This is a genomic window from Candidatus Desulforudis audaxviator MP104C, from assembly GCF_000018425.1.
Lineage (GTDB): Bacteria > Bacillota > Desulfotomaculia > Desulfotomaculales > Desulforudaceae > Desulforudis > Desulforudis audaxviator.
Genome location: NC_010424.1, coordinates 870,011 through 893,208, shown reverse-complemented (window position 1 = coordinate 893,208; position 23,198 = coordinate 870,011). Strand labels below are relative to the sequence as shown.

25 protein-coding genes are annotated in these 23,198 nt (G+C 60.0%); 5 read left to right on the top strand and 20 right to left on the bottom strand.

Translation table 11 applies throughout. The features are described 5' to 3' along the window. Nucleotides 1-14 precede the first annotated feature (14 nt). The 10 genes from DAUD_RS04260 to DAUD_RS04215 all read right to left on the bottom strand — a co-directional run bounded on the left by DAUD_RS04260 (nt 15) and on the right by DAUD_RS04215 (nt 11,587). Nucleotides 15-173, bottom strand: coding sequence for a small, acid-soluble spore protein, alpha/beta type (locus DAUD_RS04260; protein WP_012301946.1), 159 nt, complete (start codon nt 171-173; stop codon nt 15-17). A gap of 259 nt (nt 174-432) precedes the next feature. Beyond that, on the bottom strand, nt 433-1,578 hold the full coding sequence (locus tag DAUD_RS04255; RefSeq protein ID WP_012301945.1) for an RNA-guided endonuclease InsQ/TnpB family protein: 1,146 nt from the start codon (nt 1,576-1,578) through the stop codon (nt 433-435). A 175-nt stretch (nt 1,579-1,753) separates the two neighbouring features. Then, nucleotides 1,754-2,449, bottom strand: a complete 696-nt coding sequence (locus tag DAUD_RS04250) for a thermonuclease family protein (protein ID WP_049752567.1) — start codon at nt 2,447-2,449, stop codon at nt 1,754-1,756. A gap of 1 nt (nt 2,450) precedes the next feature. Then, entirely contained in the window at nt 2,451-3,488 is a 1,038-nt protein-coding gene (gene recA, locus DAUD_RS04245) for a recombinase RecA (RefSeq protein ID WP_012301943.1), read from the bottom strand. Nucleotides 3,489-3,680: 192 nt separating this feature from the next. After that, nucleotides 3,681-4,922: a competence/damage-inducible protein A gene (locus DAUD_RS04240; protein ID WP_012301942.1), complete on the bottom strand. Its 1,242-nt coding sequence runs from the start codon at nt 4,920-4,922 to the stop codon at nt 3,681-3,683. A 99-nt stretch (nt 4,923-5,021) separates the two neighbouring features. After that, nucleotides 5,022-6,497, bottom strand: a complete 1,476-nt coding sequence (locus DAUD_RS04235) for an AAA family ATPase (RefSeq protein WP_012301941.1) — start codon at nt 6,495-6,497, stop codon at nt 5,022-5,024. Next, nucleotides 6,481-7,053, bottom strand: a complete 573-nt coding sequence (locus tag DAUD_RS04230) for a hypothetical protein (protein ID WP_041570817.1) — start codon at nt 7,051-7,053, stop codon at nt 6,481-6,483. Before DAUD_RS04230 ends, DAUD_RS04235 begins: the two co-directional genes overlap by 17 nt. Nucleotides 7,054-7,144: 91 nt before the next feature. Beyond that, nucleotides 7,145-8,497, bottom strand: a complete 1,353-nt coding sequence (rimO, locus tag DAUD_RS04225) for a 30S ribosomal protein S12 methylthiotransferase RimO (protein WP_012301939.1) — start codon at nt 8,495-8,497, stop codon at nt 7,145-7,147. Continuing rightward, nucleotides 8,475-9,200 (bottom strand): helix-turn-helix domain-containing protein, encoded by a 726-nt coding sequence (locus DAUD_RS04220; RefSeq protein WP_012301938.1) that lies wholly within the window; start codon nt 9,198-9,200, stop codon nt 8,475-8,477. The genes rimO and DAUD_RS04220 overlap by 23 nt, the downstream gene beginning before the upstream one ends. A gap of 203 nt (nt 9,201-9,403) precedes the next feature. After that, nucleotides 9,404-11,587 carry an FtsK/SpoIIIE family DNA translocase gene (locus tag DAUD_RS04215; RefSeq protein WP_012301937.1) on the bottom strand — a complete coding sequence of 728 codons (2,184 nt, stop codon included), beginning with the start codon at nt 11,585-11,587 and terminating at the stop codon, nt 9,404-9,406. A gap of 185 nt (nt 11,588-11,772) precedes the next feature. On the opposite strand from DAUD_RS04215, the gene DAUD_RS04210 reads away from it, so the two are divergent. Next, nucleotides 11,773-12,249, top strand: a complete 477-nt coding sequence (locus DAUD_RS04210; protein WP_012301936.1) for a bifunctional nuclease family protein — start codon at nt 11,773-11,775, stop codon at nt 12,247-12,249. Between the two features lie 37 nt (nt 12,250-12,286). On the opposite strand, the gene DAUD_RS04205 is transcribed toward DAUD_RS04210, so the two are convergent. From DAUD_RS04205 to DAUD_RS04185, 5 genes are all read right to left on the bottom strand, one after another. Continuing rightward, on the bottom strand, nt 12,287-13,072 hold the full coding sequence (locus tag DAUD_RS04205; RefSeq protein WP_012301935.1) for an undecaprenyl-diphosphate phosphatase: 786 nt from the start codon (nt 13,070-13,072) through the stop codon (nt 12,287-12,289). A 69-nt stretch (nt 13,073-13,141) separates the two neighbouring features. Beyond that, nucleotides 13,142-13,339, bottom strand: coding sequence for a hypothetical protein (locus tag DAUD_RS04200; protein WP_041570816.1), 198 nt, complete (start codon nt 13,337-13,339; stop codon nt 13,142-13,144). A gap of 91 nt (nt 13,340-13,430) precedes the next feature. Continuing rightward, the gene (locus tag DAUD_RS04195; RefSeq protein ID WP_049752564.1) at nt 13,431-14,429 is read right to left on the bottom strand and encodes a metal ABC transporter substrate-binding protein; all 999 of its coding nucleotides are present in this window, start codon (nt 14,427-14,429) and stop codon (nt 13,431-13,433) included. Between the two features lie 77 nt (nt 14,430-14,506). Further along, complete coding sequence (locus DAUD_RS04190) at nt 14,507-14,890, bottom strand: metallopeptidase family protein (protein WP_242647888.1); 384 nt, start codon at nt 14,888-14,890, stop codon at nt 14,507-14,509. Nucleotides 14,891-14,920: 30 nt separating this feature from the next. Beyond that, nucleotides 14,921-15,334 carry a secondary thiamine-phosphate synthase enzyme YjbQ gene (locus DAUD_RS04185; protein ID WP_012301932.1) on the bottom strand — a complete coding sequence of 138 codons (414 nt, stop codon included), beginning with the start codon at nt 15,332-15,334 and terminating at the stop codon, nt 14,921-14,923. A 231-nt stretch (nt 15,335-15,565) separates the two neighbouring features. On the opposite strand from DAUD_RS04185, the gene DAUD_RS04180 reads away from it, so the two are divergent. Continuing rightward, entirely contained in the window at nt 15,566-15,751 is a 186-nt protein-coding gene (locus DAUD_RS04180; protein WP_041570815.1) for a hypothetical protein, read from the top strand. Nucleotides 15,752-15,873: 122 nt separating this feature from the next. On the opposite strand, the gene DAUD_RS04175 is transcribed toward DAUD_RS04180, so the two are convergent. Both DAUD_RS04175 and DAUD_RS04170 read right to left on the bottom strand, forming a co-directional pair. Next, nucleotides 15,874-16,083 (bottom strand): YlzJ-like family protein, encoded by a 210-nt coding sequence (locus DAUD_RS04175; protein ID WP_012301931.1) that lies wholly within the window; start codon nt 16,081-16,083, stop codon nt 15,874-15,876. After that, on the bottom strand, nt 16,080-16,880 hold the full coding sequence (locus DAUD_RS04170) for a ClpP family protease (RefSeq protein WP_012301930.1): 801 nt from the start codon (nt 16,878-16,880) through the stop codon (nt 16,080-16,082). The genes DAUD_RS04175 and DAUD_RS04170 overlap by 4 nt, the downstream gene beginning before the upstream one ends. A gap of 113 nt (nt 16,881-16,993) precedes the next feature. Here DAUD_RS04170 and DAUD_RS04165 point away from each other — a divergent pair, with 113 nt between their 5' ends. Then, complete coding sequence (locus DAUD_RS04165) at nt 16,994-17,563, top strand: stage II sporulation protein M (protein WP_012301929.1); 570 nt, start codon at nt 16,994-16,996, stop codon at nt 17,561-17,563. A gap of 9 nt (nt 17,564-17,572) precedes the next feature. Here DAUD_RS04165 and DAUD_RS04160 read toward each other — a convergent pair whose 3' ends face one another. The 3 genes from DAUD_RS04160 to DAUD_RS04150 all read right to left on the bottom strand — a co-directional run bounded on the left by DAUD_RS04160 (nt 17,573) and on the right by DAUD_RS04150 (nt 19,139). Continuing rightward, a complete protein-coding gene (locus tag DAUD_RS04160; RefSeq protein ID WP_012301928.1) occupies nt 17,573-17,830 on the bottom strand; it encodes a hypothetical protein in 258 nt (85 codons plus the stop codon). 83 nt (nt 17,831-17,913) lie between these two features. Further along, nucleotides 17,914-18,315, bottom strand: a complete 402-nt coding sequence (locus DAUD_RS04155) for a secondary thiamine-phosphate synthase enzyme YjbQ (RefSeq protein ID WP_012301927.1) — start codon at nt 18,313-18,315, stop codon at nt 17,914-17,916. A 146-nt stretch (nt 18,316-18,461) separates the two neighbouring features. Further along, nucleotides 18,462-19,139 (bottom strand): HAD family hydrolase, encoded by a 678-nt coding sequence (locus tag DAUD_RS04150; protein ID WP_012301926.1) that lies wholly within the window; start codon nt 19,137-19,139, stop codon nt 18,462-18,464. 435 nt (nt 19,140-19,574) lie between these two features. Between DAUD_RS04150 and DAUD_RS04145 the strand changes: the two genes are divergently transcribed. Together DAUD_RS04145 and DAUD_RS11525 are read left to right on the top strand one after the other, a co-directional pair. After that, nucleotides 19,575-20,714 (top strand): FIST signal transduction protein, encoded by a 1,140-nt coding sequence (locus DAUD_RS04145; protein WP_012301925.1) that lies wholly within the window; start codon nt 19,575-19,577, stop codon nt 20,712-20,714. Continuing rightward, nucleotides 20,711-22,978, top strand: coding sequence for a diguanylate cyclase domain-containing protein (locus DAUD_RS11525; RefSeq protein WP_012301924.1), 2,268 nt, complete (start codon nt 20,711-20,713; stop codon nt 22,976-22,978). Before DAUD_RS04145 ends, DAUD_RS11525 begins: the two co-directional genes overlap by 4 nt. Nucleotides 22,979-23,198: the final 220 nt, after the last annotated feature.

Here is a 23,198-nt window from a genome sequence, read left to right as displayed (position 1 = left end):
GGTTCGGGAGAGTCTTACAGCCGTGCCCTCTCCGCCCTCAAGAGCGCCAACTTCACAAAGTTGCCACACTCCCTGGACGTGAGTTCTCCGTAGTCGCGGCCCTGAATCTTGTGGGCCACGCCCATCTCCGCGGCCAGTTCGTACTTGAGAGCGTCGCTGAGTAATTTGGCCATTGATAACCCTCCTCAACATTAGTCTGTGGAGGGCGCCTGATCATCATACTTGCGTTATCTGGCTGAAATGTGGTGCCGTTGCCTGAAAACCCTGCGACTTTTATTTTGACATCCTCCCGACCCCCTGAAGGGGGTGGGATTCCCTGGGTAACCAGGGGCGGTATTTTCTTGCGATTTCCCGCTGGTTCCTGCTTCGTTGGGGAGCCTTCGCTCTAACCCTCTACAGGCAGACACCGCGTGCCCCGCGGCGTTTTAAGGTTTATGCCGCCAGCTTGACTTTCGCTCTTTGGAGGATTACCTTGGCGGCGTTGACGTCGGCGTGTTCCGTGTGCCCGCACTTCACGCATCGGAACAGGTTGCGGCTGGTGCGGCTTTCCGGATCGGTGTGCCCGCATGCCGAGCAGGTGTGGCTGGTTCCTGGCGCGGGTACAGGTACAACTTTTCCGCCATGTTCGTTCAGTTTGTACTCCAGCATGCGTTCGAACATGCTCCAGCCCTGATCCAGGATGGCGCGGTTCAAGCCAGACTTGGCCCTGACGTTGCGGCCGGGGTTTTCCAGGGTGCCCTTCGCCGAGCGCGTCATGTTCCCGACCGGCAGGTCTTCCAGCGCGACTACAGCGTGGCTCTTGCTGATCTTGCTGGAGAGCTTGTGCAGGAAGTCGTGACGCGTCCGGGCGATCTTCTGGTGCAGTTTGGCGATCCGGTTTCTGGTCTTTCGCCAGTTTTCGGAGAACTTTTTTTGGCGGGCCAGTTTCCGCTGCAGCCGTGCCAGCTTGTCCAGAGCGTTTTTCAATGCATTCACCGGCGTTACCAGTTCGCCTTCGGACGTGGCGGCGAAGACGTCTACGCCCCGGTCCAGCCCGATCATGGACTCTGTATGCGAAACGGGATCGGGCAGCTCTATTTCGACCTGGAAGGAGACGTACCACCCGTCGGCTTCGCGGGTGACGGTGGCCTGCTTGATCGTGCCGGGCACTTCTTGGCTTTTGAAGAACCCGACCCATCCGATTTTGGGTAGGCAGACGCGGCGGTTGTCGATCTTCACGCCTTGCGGGAACCGGAAGCTGTCGTCCCGGCCCTTCTTTTTGAAGCGGGGCTGTTTTTTGAGCGGTTGGTTTTTGTCGAAAGTGTCTGCGAAGGCCCGGTCCAAGTCCTTGAGCTTTTGCTGAAGGACTTGGGAGTGCGCTTCGGCCAGAAAGCCGTATTCTTCGGATTGTTTCCAGAGCCGCAGGAGCCCGCAGAGATCAGAGTACCACATGATCGGGGCTTTGCGCTCCAGCCGATCCAAATTCAACCGCAGGGCTTTATTCCATACAAAGCGGGCGTGTCCGGCCATGGTAGCGAAGGCCCGTTGCAGTTCTGGCGTGGTTTTTAGTTTGAACTTGTATCCCCGGATGACGCGCATGCAGTTTCCTGCCCTTGTTGGTTTCTAACCATATTGTGCCACAAACCAATGTTTCTGGCAAACAGCCGCTTTCATCCCGCCCCCTGAAGGAGGCGGGCCTTCCCGCGGCGGTTTGTAAACTCAACAGTGTCCGTTTTTGTTTTGAAACTCTGGATCATCCGCAGAACCTTGTCCTTCAGGGCTTGCATGTCCGGCAGGGTTCGTAACCCAGCTCGAAGGCGTCCGTCCTGGTTTCGAAACGGGTCCGGTTCTGGGGCGCGATTTGCCCTGCACTCGGGCAGTCCGGGCGGTGGAAACGCCTGGTGCCGCTGTTCCCCACGTAGAAATCCTCTTCGTCCACCGCCGCCCCCCAGAGTCCCCGCCCGTTCTCCCGGGCCTCCCGCTGGAACTCCCGGAAGTAATCGGCGTATTTCACATTGGGGGGCACGGTCATCAGCTGTGCATACCCATCGAGCAGCAGGTGTGCATTGAAGAGGTTCCGGCGTAGCTGGGCCTCTCCGAGGTGCCCGGACGGGCTCTCGAGCCACAAGTATCCCAGGAGTCTGCCATAGCGGTCCCTCGGCGCCACATCCGTCTCCAGAAACACCACCCGGCCCTCCAGGCGTTCTGCGGAGTAGGCGGCCGCCTCCAGTCCAAATGGCTCGGGAGGCTCCGAAATCTCCGGAGTGTCCACGCCGATCAGCCGCAAGCGTTCCTCGGCACCGCCGGGCATAGCCACCACCACCGTGTCCCCGTCCACGACTCGCACCACCCGGACAGCAACCGGCCCTTCTCCCGGCTGCTCTCGTTTCTCGGGGGACGGCGGACCGCACCCTGAGCACGCCAGGAACACGGCCAGGAGAAGGGCTAGGCCGAACAGGCACCGGCACATCCTATTCGCCTTCTTTCTCGTCTCCGGTTACCGCCGTCTCGAGCTTCAAACCCGGGGTGCCGAGTATTTCCTTCACCTGCTGGGAGATCTTGTCCACCAATTCGGGATGCTCTTTCAAAAACTCGCGAGCATTCTCCCGCCCCTGGCCCAGGCGCTCCTGGCCGTACGAATACCAGGCGCCGCTCTTGGTTACCACCCGCAGGTCGGTGGCCACGTCGAGGAGACTGCCCAGCAGGGAAATACCCTCCCCGTACAAAAGGTCGAATTCAGCCTGTTTGAAGGGCGGCGCCACCTTGTTTTTGACCACCTTGACGCGCACCCGGGCCCCCACGGTTTCGGCGCCCTGTTTGAGCGCCTCCAGTCGGCGCACCTCCAGCCGGATCGAGGAGTAGAACTTGAGGGCCCGACCGCCCGGGGTGGTTTCCGGGTTACCGAACATCACGCCGACTTTCTCCCGGATCTGGTTGATAAAGATGGCCACCGTCCGCGATTTACCGATGACGGCCGTCAGTTTGCGCAGGGCTTGGGACATCAGCCGCGCCTGGAGGCCGACGTGAATATCACCCATTTCGCCCTCTAACTCCGCCCGGGGCACGAGGGCGGCCACACTGTCGATCACCACCACGTCCACCGCGCCGCTCCGGACCAGCGCCTCGGTGATTTCCAGGGCCTGTTCGCCGGTATCCGGCTGGGAAATCAATAGGTTTTCGATATCCACCCCGACTTTTCCGGCGTAGACGGGGTCCAGCGCGTGCTCAGCGTCAATGAAGGCAGCGGTGCCCCCCATCCTCTGGGCCTCGGCGATTACGTGCAAGGCCACGGTGGTCTTCCCCGAAGCCTCGGGACCGAAGATTTCAATCACCCGGCCCCGGGGCATCCCGCCCACCCCCAGGGCCAAGTCCAGCGCCAAGGCGCCCGTCGGGATCACTTCCACGCTCAGTTTCCCCGTAGCCTCACCGAGTTTCATCACCGCACCCTTGCCGAACTGGCGTTCAATCTGGGCCAGGGCCAGTTCGAGGGCTTTCTGCCGGTCTATCATTGTTCCGTCCCCCTCCCCCGTTTTGTATCTAAACCCCATTGTAAGCGAAAGACGAAAATTTGGAAACATCTACTCGGAATGTCAGGAAAACGCGAAACAATCGCTATCTCCCCCAACGGAGTCCACCCACAAGCAAAAAGGCCCTTCACAGAAGAGCCTCGGCCTTTCCCCATTCTGAATTCTGGTCCCTAATCAGGCTTGCCGGTTCAAAAAACTCTTGACAATTCTCAAGGAAGAATTCACCGTGCCGATTCGGACCGCCTTGCGCACTCCGGGCAACAATAACCGCTGGCACAATGTCTCGCGCGCACTAGCCAGCGCGACGTAAACCAGCCCTACCGGCTTAGCCCTGGTGCCCCCATCCGGACCGGCGATGCCGGTGATGGCCAACCCAAGGTCGGAACCCGTCAACCGCCGGATGCCCTCGGCCATAGCCACCGCCGTCTGTTCGCTGACCGCGCCGTAGCGGTCCAGAATCTCGGCCGGTACCCCCAGCACTTCCCGTTTGAGATCGTTGTCGTAAGCCACCACCCCACCGATGAAGTAACGGGAGCTGCCCGGGACGTCGGTGAACCGGGCCGCAACCATCCCGGCCGTACAAGATTCGGCGACGGAAACCGTAAGTCCCTTCCGGAGCAGGAGGTCGCCCACCGTCTTCTCCGGGACCTCGTCGTCTATAGCAAAGACATACTCGCCCACCAGGCCGGTCACCTTCTCGGTCAGTTCCTCAACCATCCGCTCGGCCTCCGCCGGATCCACGGCGTGGGCGTTCACCCGCAGGTGCACTTCCCCCGGCATAGCGAGATACCCCAGACTGGGGTTCACCAGATCACCAAGTTCTTTGAGGATTTCCTGGACGGCGTACTCGGCGATACCAGTCAGCTTCAACACCCTGGTCCGCAACACTTCGCCCCGGCCGGGGATCTCCAGGAGGTACGGCTTCACCCAGGTCTCAAACATGGCCCGCAGTTCCCGCGGCGGTCCCGGGAAAATCACGATCACCTTTCCGTCCCTTTCGATCAAGGCCCCCGGCGCCGTACCCTTGTGGTTGGGAATGATCCTGGAACCGTAAGGGAAGCTCGCCTGACGGATGAATATGTCCGGCATCTCGATGCCGCGCCGGGCGAAGTATTCGCGCATCTGGGCCAAGGACTCATCGTCGGTCACCATCGGCACGCCGAGCACCGCAGCGATCACGTCCTTGGTGATGTCGTCGGTGGTAGGCCCCAGGCCCCCGGTGGTAATTACCAGGTCGACCCGTTCCAGAGCCTCGCGGACTGCCTGCTCCATGATTTTCCAATCGTCACCGACTGTGATCTGGAGAACAACCTCAATGCCCAGCGCCGCCAGTTCGTGGCCCAGGTAGTCGGCGTTGGTGTTCTGAACGTAGCCTAGCAGCAGTTCACTCCCGGTACAGATTATTTCAGCCTGCATTACTAAACACACCTAACCGAAATAAGAGTATAGGCCCATGCCTAGCATAATTGATGTTTGTGAATTTTACAACTAGCTAGGCGAAAAAGCAACCGCTACTCAAGCTGCTGAATTGGTCAACAGCCTCCTCAATTCTTCTCCGGTCACTTTTTCATTCTTGAGCAGGTGCTCCACGATCACCCGCAGCGCGTCCTCCCGCTGCGTCAGATTCTCCCGGACCCGGCTCTCCTGGTTTTTCAGAATCTCACTCGTGGTTTTCTGCTTAGTATCGGGAGTAAGTGTCTCCAGGCTCACAAAGCCGAGTTCGGACATGCCCCCGCGGATCAGGTGCTCCGAAATCGCCACCGCCTGTTCGATGTCGCTTGCGGCGCCCGTGCTGCGCGAACCAAGAATAATTTCCTCCGCGACCGCGCCGGCCAGCAGTACCGCGATCTGGTTCTCGAGATACTCCTTGGTGTGCAGGTAGCGGTCGTCTTCGGCCGTTTGCCGTATATACCCCAAAGCACTGCCTCGCGGCGTAATGGTCAGGGTGGACACCGACCCGGCCCGCACCAGTTCGCTGATCATTGCGTGACCGGTTTCGTGAACGGCCACGCGTTTCATTTCCTCAACCGAAGGCCGCCGGTCCAGCTTCCCGCCCATTATCACCTTGTCGATCGCCTCCTGAAAATGGCTCCGGGTGATTTCTTTCGCCGCCTCGCGCATCGCCAGGATGGCCGCCTCGTTCGCCAGGCTCTCCAGGTGGGCCCCAGAAAACCCAAAGGTGTCCTGGGCCAACTCGGGCAGGCTGACGTCCCCGGCCAGCGGTTTGTTGCGGGTATGCAGGCGCAAGATCTCCAGGCGCCCCTCCTTGTCGGGCAGATCAACCCGCACCTGACGGTCGAACCGCCCGGGGCGCAGCAGGGCGGGATCAAGCATGTCCGACCGGTTGGTGGCCGCCACCACCAGCAGTTGGACTTCGTCGTCCACATCGATGCCGTCCATCTCCACCAGCAACTGGTTCAGCGTCTGATCGTATTCCAGGTGGCTGGAAGTGCGGCCCCGTTTGCCCCCCAGTACGTCAATCTCATCGATGAAAACCAGGGCGTAGTTCTTTTTGTGTTTCTGGGCGGCCTCGCGCGCCGTCTTGAACAGCTTGCGCACCCGCTGCGCGCCGACCCCGGCGTACATCTCGATGAATTCACTGCCGCTCGCCGAGATGAACACCGCGTCGGTATAGTTGGCCGCCGCCCGGGCTAAAAGCGTCTTGCCCGTTCCGGGAGGCCCGGTCAAAAGAATGCCCTTTAGCGGCCGAATGCCCAAGCGGCGGATCTCTTGCCGGTCTTTGATAAAATCCAGGGCTTCCCGCAGCTCCGCAATGGCCGTCGCCTGCCCGCCCACGTCACAGAAAGAAACCTGCACCTGGCTTTCGGACGGCACCTTGTTAAAGGTCCGCACCAGTCCCCGGGAACGCATCAGGTAGTACAGCAACCCGCCGAGCGCACCCAGGAAAACCAGTGGGCCGATGTTGTAACCGATCACAACCAGAAAAATGAGCAGCGCAATCCCGAAACCAATGCTAACCTCTTTGTACATAGAGTCCTCCCCCGGTTCTCACTGAGACATCGTCCGCCGTCCGACCACGGGGGATCACCACCGCCAGGTGATGTTCCACTCCGTCCATCTGGACGTACACGTTGTCGCTGTCGATGAAAACCCGGGCTTCGGCCCCCGCCTCCCGCGCGTTTTCCTCCACCACCGCCAGCATTTCCCGGAAATTGCCCCGCATAATGGCCTCATGAATGGCAAACTGGCTGCGGTAGTAAGCCTGAGCGAGCCGGGCGTTCCGGTCGTCTTTGATCACTAGTTCGTAAGGACGGTTGGAAACCGACTGCTTGACGCGGCGGTCAAGGCGCTGGTAGGTTTCCATAAGGTTCTCGGTCCGGTTGATCTGCACCACGACCCGCAGGACTGGCGGCTTGTCGTCGATTTCATAGGACTGTACGGCGCTGTCTTCCCCGAGTGCCTGGACCAGCGGCTGATTGTACCCATAGCTTTTGTACAGCCAGTGGCCGCCCAAAAGAACCACTAAACCGGCAACCAGAGCCAGAATAATGATTTTCAGTTTGAAACCGTGCCACTCCCACTGCATCCAACCGCTCCTCCCCCAGCTTGCTACGCGATGCATTATAACATAATCCCAAGGGCATTGCTTGATGAAAACCCTGCCAGAACGGGACCTTTCAGGGGAGAGTGGAAAGAACCCGGGCCCGCAGGTCATAGGGCCCGGCTCCGGTGATGCGGGCGCGCACGAAAGTTCCCGGTTCCAGGTCGCTCGCCGCGCTCAGGAACACCCGGCCGTCAATATCGGGGGCGTCCGCCTCGGACCGCCCGTAGTATTGTTCGCCTTTGCGGCCCTCCACGAGTACGGTCACCTCGGAACCCACCCGGGCACGGTTCAGCGCGCGGGACACTTCCCGCTGCACCGCCGCGGCCCGCTCCAGCCGCTCCCGTTTAACCTCCGGCGGTACCTGATCCGGCATCCGCGCCGCCGGAGTGCCTTCTTCCCGGGAATAGGCGAAAAACCCCGCCCGGTCCAGCTTCATCGCCTTGAGAAATCCGAGCAACTCCTCGAAGTCGGCTTCCGTTTCACCCGGAAAACCGACCATGAACGTCGAGCGGATGGTTAAGCCGGGAATGGCGCTGCGCAGAAAAAGGATCAGCTTGCGCAGGTCGTAACTCATTGTGCTCCGGCCCATCCGGCGCAGCACCCGGTCACTGGCGTGCTGCAGCGGGATGTCCAAATACCGGCAAAGACGTGGCTCTCGGGCCATCAACTCCACCAGCTCGAAGGTGATCCCGCTCGGGTAGCAGTAGAGCAGACGGATCCACGCCACTCCCTCCAGAGCCGCCAGTCGGGAAACCAAATCAGTCAGGCTCGTCCGTTCTTTCAGGTCCGAACCGTACCGGGTGGTGTCCTGGGCCACAAGCACGATTTCCCGGGCTCCCCGGGCCGCCAGGGCCCGCGCCTCCCGGACCAGAACGGACGCTTCCCGGCTGCGGTAAGGACCGCGTAACTGAGGAATAACGCAGTACAGGCAACGGTTGTCGCAACCCTCACTGATTTTCAGGTAGGCGGTGAACGGTGACCCGCTGGGCACGCGCGGCAGCACTTCACGGCCCAAAAAACCAGGCGGACCGACTTCCCGGACTCTTTCTCCGGTCGCCGCCCGCCGCACGATATCCACCACCCGGCCCACCTCGCCGGTGCCCACCACCCCGTCCAGTTCGGGAATATCCCGCAGCAACTCGTCCGGATACCGCTGGGCCAAGCAGCCGGTCGCCAGGAGCACCCGGCAGCGGCCGTTTCCCCGGTACCGGGCCGTCTCGAGAATGGCTTCAATGGATTCCTGCTTGGCGTCTTGGATGAAGGCGCACGTGTTCACCAGGATAATGTCGGCCTCCAGCTCAGCCGTGATTTGATAGCCGGCCCGCTCCAGCAGTCCCAGCATCACCTCGCCGTCCACCCGGTTCTTGTCACAACCCAGACTCACCAGGGCTATCCGGGAAGCCTCAGCCTTCCACGGTGAATTCACGGCTTACAACCTCGCCCCGCTGTCCCAGGTACCCCAGATCCTCACCGTTCAGTTGAACCAGTACGGCTCCGGCGTTGCCGAGTCTGAGACTGATGGCCTCGTCCGCCTCGAAACTCAATGCTTGCCCAGCGGGTACCGTACCCTCGAAGGCCTGTTCACCATCGACGGCGACCCGCATCCAGCAGGAGCCGCCCACTACCTGAAGCACCAGGTCCAGTCCCTCGGCAACCGCCGGCGGTTCTTCCACGGGAACCGGCTCCGGCTCAACGGGAAGCGGGTTTTGCACACCGATGTCCGGACCGGAGGGCTCTTCGGAAACCGACCAGCCGCCTCGTACCGCTCCGTAAAGCGAATTGAAGGTCACCAACAGGACGATCACCCCGGCCAACAGCAAAAGACTTCTAATCACCGACTTCTTCCTTTCTTCCACCGGAACGCTGGGTCCGTTCTCGGCCGCCGCTTCCCTGGCCTCCAGGGGATTCTGCGCCTGAAACTCGGCCATCACGGAGTCCACATCCAACCCCAGAAAGCGGGCATAGGTGCGCAGGAAAGCCTTGGCGTAGACCCTGCCCGGCAACACATGGTACTGCTCCTCCTCCAGGGCGGCCAGGTACTTCTTGCGGATTTTGGTTTCCTCTTCGGCGAGGTCAAGGGAAAGGCCGCGGGCCTTCCGCGCTTCTCTCAGAGACTGTCCCAGGGACAAAACAACCCACCTCCAGATCGCGGGCCTCGGGGGATACCAACTGTCACGATTGTCCGCTCACACAGTCCTATTGTTAACGGCGCATCATCAACCGGCTTTTCACCCGGTAAAAGAATCCCGGAAGGGAAACGGCCTATCCAGTTATCTTTGGGAAGGGTAGCGGTTGACATACGGTTTGATCCGGTTTGACTATAACATATTCGCTATTTTCGGTCAATTTGGCAATGTTCCCGGAAGTATTGCTGGTACTGTTCGGGACTCATCAAGACCGCCCGGGGTTTGCTTCCTTCAAACCCCCCCACGATACCTTTCTTTTCCATGGCGTCAATCAGCCGGGCCGCCCGCGCGTACCCGATGTGCATGCGGCGCTGCAGCAGGGAAATGGACGCGTGGCCGGTCCGCACGATAATTTCCACCGCCCGGGGGAACAATTCGTCCCCGGACCCGGATTCCTCCTCCTCTTCCGGCCCGTCGAACAGTTCCTCATCGAACTCCGGCACCGCCTGCTTTCTCAGGAAGTCGACCAGCACCTCCACGTCCTTGTCCGACAGAAAGGCGCCCTGAACCCGGATCGGTTTTGAGCTGCCGGCGGCCAGATAGAGCATGTCCCCACGGCCTAGCAATTTCTCGGCGCCCCCGATATCCAGGATAGTGCGTGAGTCGATCTGGGACGAAACGGCGAAGGAAATCCGGGAGAGAATGTTCGCCTTGATCAACCCGGTGATTACGTCCACCGACGGGCGCTGGGTGGCAATCACCAGGTGGATCCCGGCGGCCCGGGCCATCTGGGCCAGCCGGACAATGGAATCCTCAACGTCGCTGGGCGCAACCATCATCAAGTCCGCGAGTTCGTCAATCACCACCACGATCAGCGGCAGGTGGACGCGTTCCTCCCCGGGGTCGTGAGTCCGCAACACACTGTTGTACCGCCCGATGTCGCGGACTCCCGCCGCCGCGAACAACTCGTAGCGCCGTTCCATCTCCCGCACCAACCACTTCAGGGAGATCGCCGCCTTTTTGGGATTGGTCACCACCGGCGACAAAAGGTGCGGAATACCATTGTAGTTGGTTAGTTCAACCATTTTCGGGTCGATCAGCAAAAGCTTTACTTCCTCAGGGCCACTCTTGAACAGGAGGCTGCAGATGAGCGTGTTAAGACAGACACTTTTCCCCGCACCGGTGGCGCCAGCGATTAAGAGGTGCGGCATCATCGCCAGGTCCGCGATCACCGGGCTTCCGGCGATGTCCTTACCGAGGGCCAGGGTCAGGCGGGAGGCGGATTGTTTGAACTCCTTGGTCTCCAGGAGATCCCGGAGCGGGACCAAGGCAATTTCCTTGTTCGGCACTTCAATCCCCACCGCCGCCTTTCCGGGGATCGGCGCCTCGATCCGCACCCCCGGGGCGGTCATCGCCAGGGAAATGTCGTCGGCTAGGCTGACGATCCGGCTCACCTTGACGCCCGCGGCCGGCTGAACCTCGTACCGGGTGATCGCGGGCCCTCGCGAGACCTGTACCACTTTCGCTTTAACCCCGAAGCTCTCCAGCGTTTCCTCCAAAATGTGCACGTTCGCGGCAATATCCTCGGCCTTCTTCACCGCGCCCTTCACCCGGGGGCGCGAGAGGATGTCCACCGGCGGGACGCGGTACGAAGTAATCTCGTTGAGGGAAACCTGCTGGGGTCGTTCGGCCGGTTCCTCCCGGGTAGAGCCGGCGCGTTTCTCCTTTGCCCGTTCGGGCGTCTCATTACGCACAGCCGGCGGTTCCGGTTTGACCACGGTGTGGTCCACAATCAACGGCTCCGGACCGGCCACCGGCCGCTCATCGGTGTAGACGAAGTTCTGAACGCGGCCCCACCCCCTGCGGGCACCGCCCGCCAAACGCTGTCCCACGCGTTTCCCCAGCGCCGACACCGGCAGTTCCGTAAACAGGGTAAACGCCGCTAGGCCGGCGGCCACCAGGATGATCACACTTCCAACGTAGCCGAACCAGTTGAAAACCAGCCAGCTCAATATGGCACCCAACACCCCGCCCCCATCCCCGTTCACGCCCGCACCGACCACGGTCCGGAAACTGCCCTCGGGTGAAACCAGCACCAGGTGCAACGTGGTCACAAACACCAAAAGCCCCACCAGGCTGCCGTAGATCTTACCGGGGTACCGGGCCGGGTTGCGGTCCCGGAGCAGCTTCAACCCCCAGTACCCGGCGAGCAGGGGGAGCACGAAGGCTCCCTCCCCGGCCAGCACCCGGCACCCGCGGCCCACCAGACTGCCGAACACGCCCACCGAGGAACTGTACAGGCTCAAGAGGGTCAATACGGCCACCGCGGCCAGGATCAAGCCCAGCACTTCGTACCGGATCTCTCGTTTGAGCTGACGGTAAAGGCCCAAGTATCAACACCTCCCTTTGAGACTTCGGCAACCACCTGAAAAATCCTTTCCAGTTGTCTGGGATGGTGCTTCCCTGGTATAATACTACTGAAACCGGCAACATCAAAGACCACGAAGTTCACCGCACGTAATCGTTTACCGGCAAACGAGTCGTCCGGGTCTTAGACTCCAAGGGAGGTGAGGTTGTGATCCCGGTGAAAGTGAAGCAAATTGCCTTTGACCTCTCCATGAATCCCGTGCTTCTGCTGGTCGATGACGACGAACTGAAGGTATTGCCGATCTGGATCGGCCACTTCGAAGCCCACGCCATCGCCGTGGCCCTGGAGGGTGGCTCAGCCCCGCGCCCGCTCACCCACGACCTTCTGAAGACCTTGTGCGATGAGTTCGGTGGAACCGTAACCAAAGTGGTGATCAGTGATGTCCGCGAGGGCACCTACTACGCCCAGCTCCATATTCTGAAGAAGGATTCCCCGGCGATCGTGGACGCCCGCCCCAGCGACGCTGTGGCTCTGGCTTTAAGAAGCGTTGCCCCCATATTCATCAGCGAGAAGGTGGCGGATTACACCCTGGCGGCGGAAGAAGTGTTCAGCGAGGAGCGCCAGGAGGAACTCAGAAAAATCCTGGAGAAGGCCCAGGACGCGGCCAAGAAATCACTGCACTAACGTATCAGGGCGGCCCGGCGGACGGGCCGCTCCAGTTTTATCCCCGCAGCAGGGCGATGACGATTACGGTCAGGCCGAGCAGCACCCGGTAAATGACGAAGATGTTGAAGCTGTGCCGGGAAACCCAGCTGATGAGAAACCAGATGGCCAGAAATCCGACCACGGCCGAGGTGAATACCCCGAGGACAAAGGACAGGTTCAACAGCCCCGGGTCCATTTTGAGCATCTGCATCAGGCCGGCGCCGAAGATGATCGGGGTGGACAGCAGGAAAGAGAAGCGCGCGGCTGCCGCCCGTTCCACGCCCCGCAGGCGGGCGGTGGCCATGGTGATTCCGGACCGTGACACTCCGGGGATAATGGCCAACGCCTGCGACAGCCCGATCGCCATGGCGTCCCCGAAACGGATGTCCAGGAGCCGCTTGACCTGTCCGCCGTAACGGTCGGCCAGGTACAGGACGCCGCCCATCATGATCAGCAGAACACCGATTAAAAGAGGCGCCCTTAAGGTGGTCTCCACGATGTCCTCCAGGAAGTACCCGACTACGACCCCGGGAATGGTGGCCACCACCAGGAACCAGAACAACCGGCCGTCGGCGGTGCCCACGCCGCGGCTACCCGCCTGGACCAGGCGAAGCCAGTCCCGCCAGAAGTAAACAAGCACGGCCACCAGTGTGCCGAGGTGCAAGGCGACATCAAAGACGAGGCCGGGGGTCTCGAATCCGAAAAGCCACGGCACCAGCACCAGGTGCGCGGAACTGGAGACCGGCAGAAACTCGGTGAGCCCCTGGACGATGCCCATAACAATACCTTCAAAAGGATTCAACGGCCGCCATCCCCTCCTGCCGGCATAAACTTCAAACATTATAACATGGTTCATTGGATCGTAAAGGGGTCAACCGGTGAAAACGGGCCGGCCCAGTTCCGGAATCCAGGGCGACCATTCACCGTCTTCGGGGGCCTGTGCCGCCGTCCGTCTGAACTTGTCGATCTCCGCGTCCAGCAGATCCAGGTGGTGCGGGATGCAGGCTTCCAGAAATTTCGGGCGTTTCGGGGATTGCCACTCGTAGTGGCCGTGGTGGCTGGCCAGCATGGGCAGGAGCTTAAGCTTCAGAACAGGTGAGAAACCCGGGATGGTCTGGATTTAACGGTTTACGGTCTCAATTCCGATGTGACCCGCACCTTTAGTCCACCCGGGAAAGACCTTCGGCCAATACGGCGGCATTCGAACGCATGAGGTTGACGTAGCTGTCATAACCGGGGATATCCTCCCCGCCGAGCGGGTCCAAAACCAACACCCGGGCGCCGTACTCGGCGGCGATCACCTCGGCCGCCTTGGTGCTGAACTGGGGCTCGGCGAAAATCGCCCCGGCCTGGTGGGCCCGGGCCGTCTCCACCACCTTCATGATCCAGCCCGGAGAAGGCTCCTTGCCCGGTGCTTCCTCGACCGTAGCCGCTTCCACCAGCCCGTACCGGTCGGCGAAGTATCCCCAGGCCGAATGGTAGGCGATGAAACTGCGGCGCTCAAATCCGGCGGTCAATGCGGTCAGGTCCGCGTGCAGCACGGTCAGCTCAGCCTGGTAGGATTCCAGATTGGCGGCGAAGTAGTCCGCATCCTCCGGCGCGGCCTGGCAAAGGGCGGAGAAAATGCGGGGGGCGATCTCGTCCCGGACCAGCACCGGGTCAAGCCACACGTGCGGGTCGGCGAACCCGTACGCCGGGTCTGCCGCAGCGGTCTCCGCCGCCGGGCAGGCGTTATGGTCGTGCTCATGGGCATGCCCCGCACATTCCGCGTGCTGGTGCCCGCCCGCGCGCAGGGACAGCCCCTCGGTGACTGCAACCCGGAGGAGGTCCTTGCCGGCCACCCCGGCGAGCTTTCCGGCCCAGTCGTCGAGCCCGGCCCCCACCTGGATGAGCACCCGCGCGCCGGTCACCTGCTCCATCTGCCGCGGTGTCGGCTCAAAGGTGTGGGGACTGGCCCCACGGGGCAAAAGCGTCGACACCGCTACCCGGTCGCCGCCGATGTTCTTGGCAATATCGGCCAGCGGAAAAATGGTGGCGATCACCACCGTTTTGCCGGGTCCCGGTGATTGGGGTGTCTCGGCGGGACCCCCGCAACCGGCCGCGAAAACGAACAGCAGGCAGACCAACCCCGCCAATGTCTTTCTTGTCCGGTAAAACACTATGCTCCCTCCCTCTGATAACGCAGATACTTGATCCATTATGCAACCGGGACCGGACTTATTCCGGGCCTCCAGGTTCAACTGTCCCCGTCCAAACGGCCCTCCCGGAACCGGGCCAACGCCTCCATTTCTTCGCGGGTCAGATCGTCCACCCCCGCCAGGGACTCCAGGTGGTGCTGCAATTCGTGCCAAATCGTCTCCCGCAGCTCTTCCTCCCACGATTCCCGGGGTTTATCCCCCAGGACGGCCGCAAAGGAGCCGTAGTAGAAGACCACAAAGCTGCCGAGCATCCCGTCCTCGATGTACTCCCCCATAATGAAAAACTCCTGTTCCCGTTTCTCTTCAGGCAGCACCGAAAATCCCCCGTTCAGGTCGCGGCAGAGACGCGGTGGAACCTCATCGACCAGTTGTTCGGCCAACAAGGTGAATTCGTCCAGCGACAGCCGGGCCAAACATCTCACCCCCCCCCGTGTTTGCATACCACCCCGGAACTAGATGCCGATCACCTTGATTACCAACCGCTTGCGCCGGCGCCCGTCGAACTCGGCGTAAAACACCTGTTGCCAGGGCCCCAGGTCAAGCCGCCCGGCGGTGACCGGCAGAATAACCTGGTGGTGCACCAGGATGCTCTTCAGGTGCGCGTCCCCGTTGTCCTCGCCGGTGCGGTGGTGCAAATAATCGGGGCCGAACGGCGCCAGGCGCTCGAGCATGGCATCGATGTCCTGGATAATCCCTTCCTCGGCGTCATTCACGTAGACCGCGGCGGTGATGTGCATGGCGGAAACCAGCACCATCCCCTCCCGTATCCCGCTCTTTTCAACCGCTTCGGCAACCTGACCGGTAATATTCACGTATTCGCGCCGCTTTCCGGTATTGAACCAGAGATACTCGGTAAAAGATTTCACGTTTCTTCCCTCCCGTGAGTGGGTGATGTCAATCTCAATACCTGAGCATATATGGTTTTCGTTGAGAACGCCCGGATTCCCCCCGCCGAGGAATCAAAATTTCCGCCCAAAAAAAAGGATTGACGCCTCCCGTTGGCGAATTGCAAGGGTAATAATCCGCAGGTGCCGGGCGTAAGGATTCCCGAGACCGATCTCCCGTGAAATGTGAAACAGTAAGGAGGTGAAGACTGAATGTGGCGGACGCTTATCGGTTTGTTGGGCAACGAAAAGGGACAGGTGATTGAATACGGACTGCTTATTGCCTTGTTTGTTTTCATAGGTGTTCAGTTTATTCTGGCGTACTACGTTGCGCAGACGGGAGTCATGGGGCAGATCCCGGGGTACTTTTATGAGCTGGCCGGCAGCAAGGGTAACTAGTGACGGCCGGGGCCAATGAAGTAGTTGTAGTCCGCAGGTAGCCGAAGAACCCGGCGTGCGGCCGCAGTGAGGCACGCCCGACCGCAGCGGGGAGTTGTTTGGTTGTCTGCGGATGTGTATTCTTACAGGTACAATGTACTGCCGGGGGTGAGTTCCGGCCGCAGGAAATCGTACGGGTCCGTGCTCAACACCCGCTCGAGGAACACGTTCCCGGCCTTCGAGCGCCGCACCAATACCGGAACGCCGTCCACCACGGCATTTTCCAGCACCCCCTCCGCACCGGCCGGCTCACCCAGTACGCTTTCAATGTCCAGGACGGTGTACAGAATCACTGGAGCGGCCCTCCCTTTTGGGGTCCCTGCGCTTTGCCGATTCGTGCCTGTTCAACCAGCTCATTCAGCTTGCGCATCGACGCCCCGATGCCCCCCACCTCGTCGATCAGCCCGCAGTCCACGGCCTCTTTGCCGATGAGCACCGTGCCGATGTCGCGGGCCAACTCACCGGTCCGGAACATGAGTTCGCGGAAGCGCTCTTCGGTGATCCGAGAATGTTTGACCACGAACCGCACCACGCGGTCCTGCATTTTTTCAAGATACTCGAAGGTCTGGGGCACGGTCAGGATCTGTCCGGTGATGCGGATGGGATGGATGGTCATGCTGGCCGTTTCGGCTATGTAAGAATACGAAGTGCACACCGCGATCGGGACACCGATGCTGTGCCCGCCGCCCAGCACCAGCGAAACCGTGGGTTTGGAAATGGAACTGAGCATCTCGGCGATGGCCAGTCCGGCCTCAACATCTCCGCCCACCGTATTCAGAATCACCAGGATACCCTCGATGTCCGGGTGCTGCTCAAGGGCCACCAACTGCGGGAGGATGTGCTCGTACTTGGTGGTCTTGTTCTGGTTGGGCAACACCATGTGGCCCTCAATCTGGCCGACGATGATTAAAGTGTGGATGTTGCTCTTTACGGCCGGAATTGTGGTCGTGCCGAATTCGCGAAGCGTCCGGGCCCGGCGCCGGTGCTCCCTTTCGGTGGTGATGTCGCCGGGAGCCTCTGCCGGGTCCGAGTCGTCGAAGGTGGGGTCCATTTTGGAGCGTGACGGAAGATACAAAGTGCCTTCGTCCAATGAAAGATGCCTCCTACCGACTAATTTTCCCCTTCTGCCGGGCAGGTATTCGGCCCTTCCCTGAATAATGTAACCTCTAAAGCCCCCGATGGAACTTAAGAGGTGAGCAAGGAATGGCTCGTCTTCATCTTGGAACCGGATTCCTCGCGGCGGTGATAATCTTTACGGCGGGAACGATTGCCGGCTGGGTGTTTTCCCGGGTAATCGCCCCACTGCTGGTGCCGTCACTGGAAAACCTGGTCACGACGGCCGAGAAGACCATGGGGCTTAACCCTGAAATAGGGCACCTTGCCTTGTCTGCTTTCATTTTCCTGAAGAACCTGTCGGTGACCGCCATTCTCGTGTTCGTCGGGCACGTAGCCTGCGCCCTGCCAGCCATGTTCATCCTGGTCGTGAATGGTCTTTTGGTCGGGTTACTGGCCCGGTACTTTGTCGAGGCCGGACTGCCGCCCGCGGCTTTCGTGGCCGGGATCGCCCCCCACGGGGTCATCGAACTCCCCGCCCTCTTTCTCGCGGCCGGTTTGGCTCTGGCCATCGCCGCTCAGCAGCTCAAGGGCGGGGTGACTCCCGGATTCGGCCGGCGCCTGGACTTCCTGTTGCGGGTAGTCACACCCCTGCTGGCCGCCGCCGCGGTGGTGGAGGTGTACATCACCCCGCTGGTCATCAACCGCTTTGCCCCCTGACGTCACGCCTCAGTTCAGGGCATCGCCGAGGTGGATCACCCGGGCGCGGACGCCTTCGATCCCCTGCAGTTCGGCCGCGAGTTTCTCACTGTCCTCCCGTTCGGACTGCATGGTCACCGTGATGATGCCCCGGGACCTAGTCGGGTCGGGAATCCCGTTACGACTTAGAATTGTGGAACCAAACCGGGTCAGGACGCTTTGCACCTCCGGCCCGTGGTTCGCCCGGTCATCAACGAGAATCCCGACCACAAAAATGCCCTGGGCCACATTTCTCACCACCTCCAAATTGTGTGCACTTCATTATGCGCACCGGAAGTCCGTTCTATGTAGCCCGGTGGCTAACACGCCGGTTATCCGGCGGTCACTTTCACGTGCAGCCGCCGGGTGCGCGGCCCGTCAAACTCGCAAAAGAAGATGCCCTGCCAGGTGCCTAGCACCAGTTTCCCGGCCTGTACCGGAATGGTTTCCGCCGCGCCGACCAGAGTGGACTTGATGTGGGCGTCCGAATTGCCCTCCAGGTGACGGTAGTCTCCCCGTTGGGGCACCGCCTGCCGGAGATAATCCAGAATGTCCCGGGCCACCGAGGGATCGGCGGCTTCATTGACACAAACGGCGGCTGTGGTGTGCGGGACCCAGAGACAACACAGGCCATCGGTGACCCCGCTCCGGCTTACGGCGGCCCACACCCGTTCGGTGACGTCGATGAGTTCCTCGCGCTGGCTGCTGCGCAGCTCAAAGGTGAAAAGGCTCATGAGCTAACACCCCTTTGTGTTACAAAGCCCCAAGATGAGGCTTCAGAATTAATCACCGTAAACCGGTGGCGGGGCGGCCTGATGCCACTGCACCCTTGTCCTTGCCGCGGCCCCACGGGTCAGGCCCCGGGGATGGGTGGAAACCCTCAGTCCCCCGCCTCGCGTGGGGTAAAGAGGGGCAGCAACGCCCGCAGGTCATCGTCCTCAACCGCAATATCCGCCTGCACCGCCACTTTGGGATCGGCGTTGAAGGCGACGCCCAAACCTACTTCCGGAAACAAGAAGGCGTCGCCGGCACTGTCTCCGATGGCGGCCGTCTCCGAGGGTTCCACCCCGAACAGCCTGCAGATTCCGGGGATGTGCCGTGGTTTCCCGTCCCACGTCACGTAGATCGAGACTCGTCCGTCCAACACCCCATTGGTAAAACCGAGACGGTTGCTGATACACACTTCGAATCCCAGCTTCTCCGCCACCCGGTGGGCCAGCACGTCCAGCCCGGACGACAGCAGGGCCAAACGGTACCCCTCCCGCCTCAACGCCCCGATAGTCTCCCGGGCTCCCCGGCGCAGGGGAATCTCATTAACGATTTCCTCAAGCCGCTCCCGCCGGACACCCTTCCACAAGGCCGCATCCCGGATGGCGAATTCCAGGTAGCTGATCCGGCCGGTCAAAAAAGCCCCCAGGGACACCAGGCCGCCCTCTTCCCAGGTGCCCAGGCGCTCGTGGATGTGCTGCCACACACTGCCCACCGGAGTGAGTGTGCCGTCGAGATCGAAGACGATGGCCTTTAACGGTCGTGATGGTCTGATTCGCCCCTTGGGCAAAAAGCCCCGCCTCCTCAACCCAAAAAGAATATCCTTGGCGCTACGATTTGCGTTTCCACAGTGCCTTCAGTCGGCTCCCCGGCACCAACCAACAATGTAAGATTCTGCGATCCCTCCGGATGTCCTTCTGTATTAGTCAATCTGGAGAAGGCTTATTCCTGGATGTGAATGAAAGTAGCCAAGGGACTGCAAGGAATCTACCGGCGGCATACCGGCTACAACTCTTTTTCTTCGATATCTTCCAGATTTGCAGGATAGACAGGGGACTAAAGCGAAACACAAAAGTTATAAGGGAGTATTTTTGTCAACGACCGCCGCCGTTTTTTCCTGAATTTTCTACCCGCCACCCTTGTGACTTTTCAAACCCCACCCCCGGTCTTCGTCGCTCATCTTTCGGGGTGGTAGAAATGCAATGTATGGAAGGGGTTAAGCATTATGAAGGTCGGCACAGGATACAGTCGCATCTTGCATTCAAGGGAGGCTGGTAGACAGGCTGCGGCCCAAGCCTTGAAAGAAATCGGCGCGCAACCGGTAGTCACCTTTGTCTTCACCACCGAGGGTTACGACCAGGAACAAGTCCTGGACTCTGTCCTGTCCGAGGTGGGCAACTCCCGGGTGATTGGGGCATCAAGTGCCGGGATTATCACATCCGATGGGATATTTGAGGACGGCGTCAACGTTATGGTCCTTTCCGGTTCCGGCATAGAAGCCGTCACCGCCACCGAGGGTTTCCAGCCCGAGGCACCCGGAAAAACGGGGAGGAGCCTTGGACAAAATCTCCTGGCGGCGAAAGCGGCAACCGGCGGAACGGTCTTCGTCTTCCCCGACGGTTTAGCCGGAAATATCGCCCTGATGCTCCGCGGGCTGTACGAAGTCATGGGCCCGGACTTCCAATACGTGGGTGGGGGCACAGGAGATAACTTGCGTTTTCTGAAGACCTACCAGTTTACTGAAAGCGGCGTGTCCAGCGGCTCGGTGGCGGCGGCGCTGGTTACGGGCGTGACTGTCGGTACCGGTGTCGGGCACGGCTGGGAACCCGTAGGGTCACCGTTGGTCATCACCAAGGCCGAAGACAAGTTCATCCACGAACTCGACGAGCGCCCCGCGTTTTCCGTCTATTCTGAGAGACTGGGCGGAATCGAACTATCCAGGTTCCCCGAGTACGGCATGCGCCACCCCTTGGGGATAGTTGATGCCGTGGGCCGTTTTATTGTCCGCGACCCGATTCGTGCTTTCCCCAACGGCACCCTGGAACTCGTCACCGAAGTGCCGTCCAAAGCCGTGGCCTATCTTATGGAAGGCCGAAAGGAAAACCTCGCCGGAGCAGCGCGAGACGTGTTTCGGGCGGCCCTGAGTGCGGTAGGGGAGCCCAAGTTCGCTCTGCTCTTTAATTGCGTCTCGCGTTTCCTACTGGTGAGAAACGAGGTAGACGATGTGGGTATCGGGAGGGAAGCCCTTGGACCCTCGGTGCCGATGGCCGGCATCCTGACGTTCGGCGAGGTAGGCACCTACACTGACGTACCGCTTTTCCACAACAAAACGATGGTGGTAGCAATCGGGGGTCAGCCCCGGTGACCGACAGGACTGCCGAGCTATCTGTTCTTTATGAAATTGCATCCTTTGACTTCTCCGGTTCCCTGGAACAACTGTTTGCGGGACTGGTTGAGAAGTCCAGCCGCATTTTCGATGTGCGACGGATAGTCCTCGTTCTGAAGGGAGTCAGCCGCGGGAGCTTCACGTGGGGTTTTTCCCACCTTTCCCCCATCGTTGCCGAGGATTACGTGAGAGAAAACCAGTCTTCTTCGGAAGCATTTGTGCGAGAAGTATCCAAAGACAGATGTTCCTGCATTCTCTACCTGGAAAAGAAGGGCGGCTTTACCGCCAAAGAAGTCAGGCTGCTGCATATCCTGAGCAGCCGCCTCGTCGAAATGATTGAACTGCACCACACGCAAGAAGAGGTGCGCAGGGCCCACGAGTGCTTCAAGCTGGTAATCGAGAACAGCCCGATGGTCGCCGTATTCGGGTTCGATCAGCAAGGCGGGCTCACGCAATGGAACCGGGAAGCGGAGAGAATCTTTGGTATCGTGCGTGAAGATGATGTCCCCAATGCAGAAACCCTGCTGCAGACAATCCAGCCGGCTGCCCTGCTTGACAACGCATTGGCCAACGTATGGGAGACAGGTCAACCCACACCGCCTCTGGAGCTGCTTCTAAAACAGGGGGACAGGGAATGCTGGTTATTGATGACCTTGATCCCCGTTACCGGTTTTAACGGAATTACCGAAGTTTTTTGCATGGCCGTGGACATCACTAACCGCAAGCGTGGAGAAAGGCTTTTGCTTCAAAAAAGCTTGGAGCTGGAAGCGGTTTTCAAAGCCTTGCCCGATCTGTACTTTCGGTTCGACTCGGAAGGCACCCTGCTCGACTGTCAAGCGGGGGTAGAATCGGGTCTTTTCGTGCCCGTCGACCCCTTCCTGGGGCGAAAAGTACAGGAGGTCTTCCCCCCGGACATCGGCCGCCAAGCACATACAGCGATCAAGTGCGTACTCCAGACAAAATCCCCGGTCAGTGTAGAGTATTCATTATCGTTTAACGGCCGACAGCAGTTTTTTGAAGGAAGGTATCTCCCCCTGTTGGATGACCAGGTAATCGCCGTGATACGCAACATAACTGAACGCAAGCAGGTCGAAGAGCGCCTGCGCCACTTAAGCATCCATGACTCCCTTACCGGTCTGTACAACCGGTCGTATTTTGAAGAGGAAATGCACCGTATCGAACGTTCCCGCTATAAGTCGGTAGGGTTGATTCTATGCGACGTCGATGGCCTGAAGCTGGTCAACGATACGCTCGGTCACGCCTCCGGCGACCGCTTGCTTAGGGCGGTCGCAGAGGTACTTAAAGGTTGCTTCCGCGGAAACGACGTATTGTCAAGAATCGGCGGTGATGAGTTTGCCGTGTTACTTCCAAACGTGACCGAATCGATCGTTGAAAAGGCTCGCCGGAAAATTGTTTCCGCTATAGACCTTTATAACGAGTCGCATTCCGACCTCCCGCTGAGTCTGTCCGTGGGATTTGCAGTCAGCAGCACTCCGCCCTTCGACATGCGTGACCTGTTCCGGAAAGCGGACAATGAAATGTACCGCGAAAAGCTGCACCGTAGCCAAAGCGCCCGCAGCGCCATCGTTGAAACACTGAAGAAGGCGCTTGAGGCGCGGGACTTTATGACGGAGGGACACTGCGACCGCCTGCAGCAACTGGTGACGATGCTGGCCAAGTCTCTGGGTTTACCAGAGAAAACCCAGACCGATCTGCGCCTGCTGGCCCAGTTCCACGATATCGGCAAGGTGGGCATCCCCGACCGTATCCTTCATAAGGAGGGCCCCCTGGATGCGGAGGAGTTCGCAGAAATGCGTCGCCACTGCGAGATCGGCCACCGCATTGCGGTATCTTCACCTGACCTTGCCCCTATTGCCGACTGGATTCTCAAACACCACGAGTGGTGGAACGGACAGGGTTACCCTCTCGGCCTCAAAGAGGAAGAGATCCCTCTGGCCTGCCGGATCCTGGCCATTACCGATGCTTACGACACTATGACTAACGACCGGCCCTATCGCAAGGCCATGTCCAAGAAAGAAGCAATCGAAGAACTTATAAGGTGTGCCGGCACCCAGTTTGACCCCGTACTGGTCAAGAAATTCTTGAGTGTGCTGCGAAAGATCAACCGAGAAAAGGCGGGTAGCGTGGCAATCAAACCACAGAAACAGGGTTGTCTGCCTCACACGGGAGCAAGGTCGGTCGCGCCGAGAGTTGAGAGGAATACTGGAAGAGGAAGGGGTTAAAGCGACGGATTGCCTACCCGCCGGAGTGCTCACCGGGCGTGCCGACCAACGTCAAAACCACTGCTATTCAGTCTGGGCAAAACCCCGCCCGTCCCGCCTTAAGGAGAATGTAGTCTTTCGTCATATCTCCGTTCTCGTGCTGGGTCCATCCAAGACTAGGGCTAACGGTAGCATCGGGTGTCAGACAACAGCGGACTGACGCAGAACAAGACACGGTGAT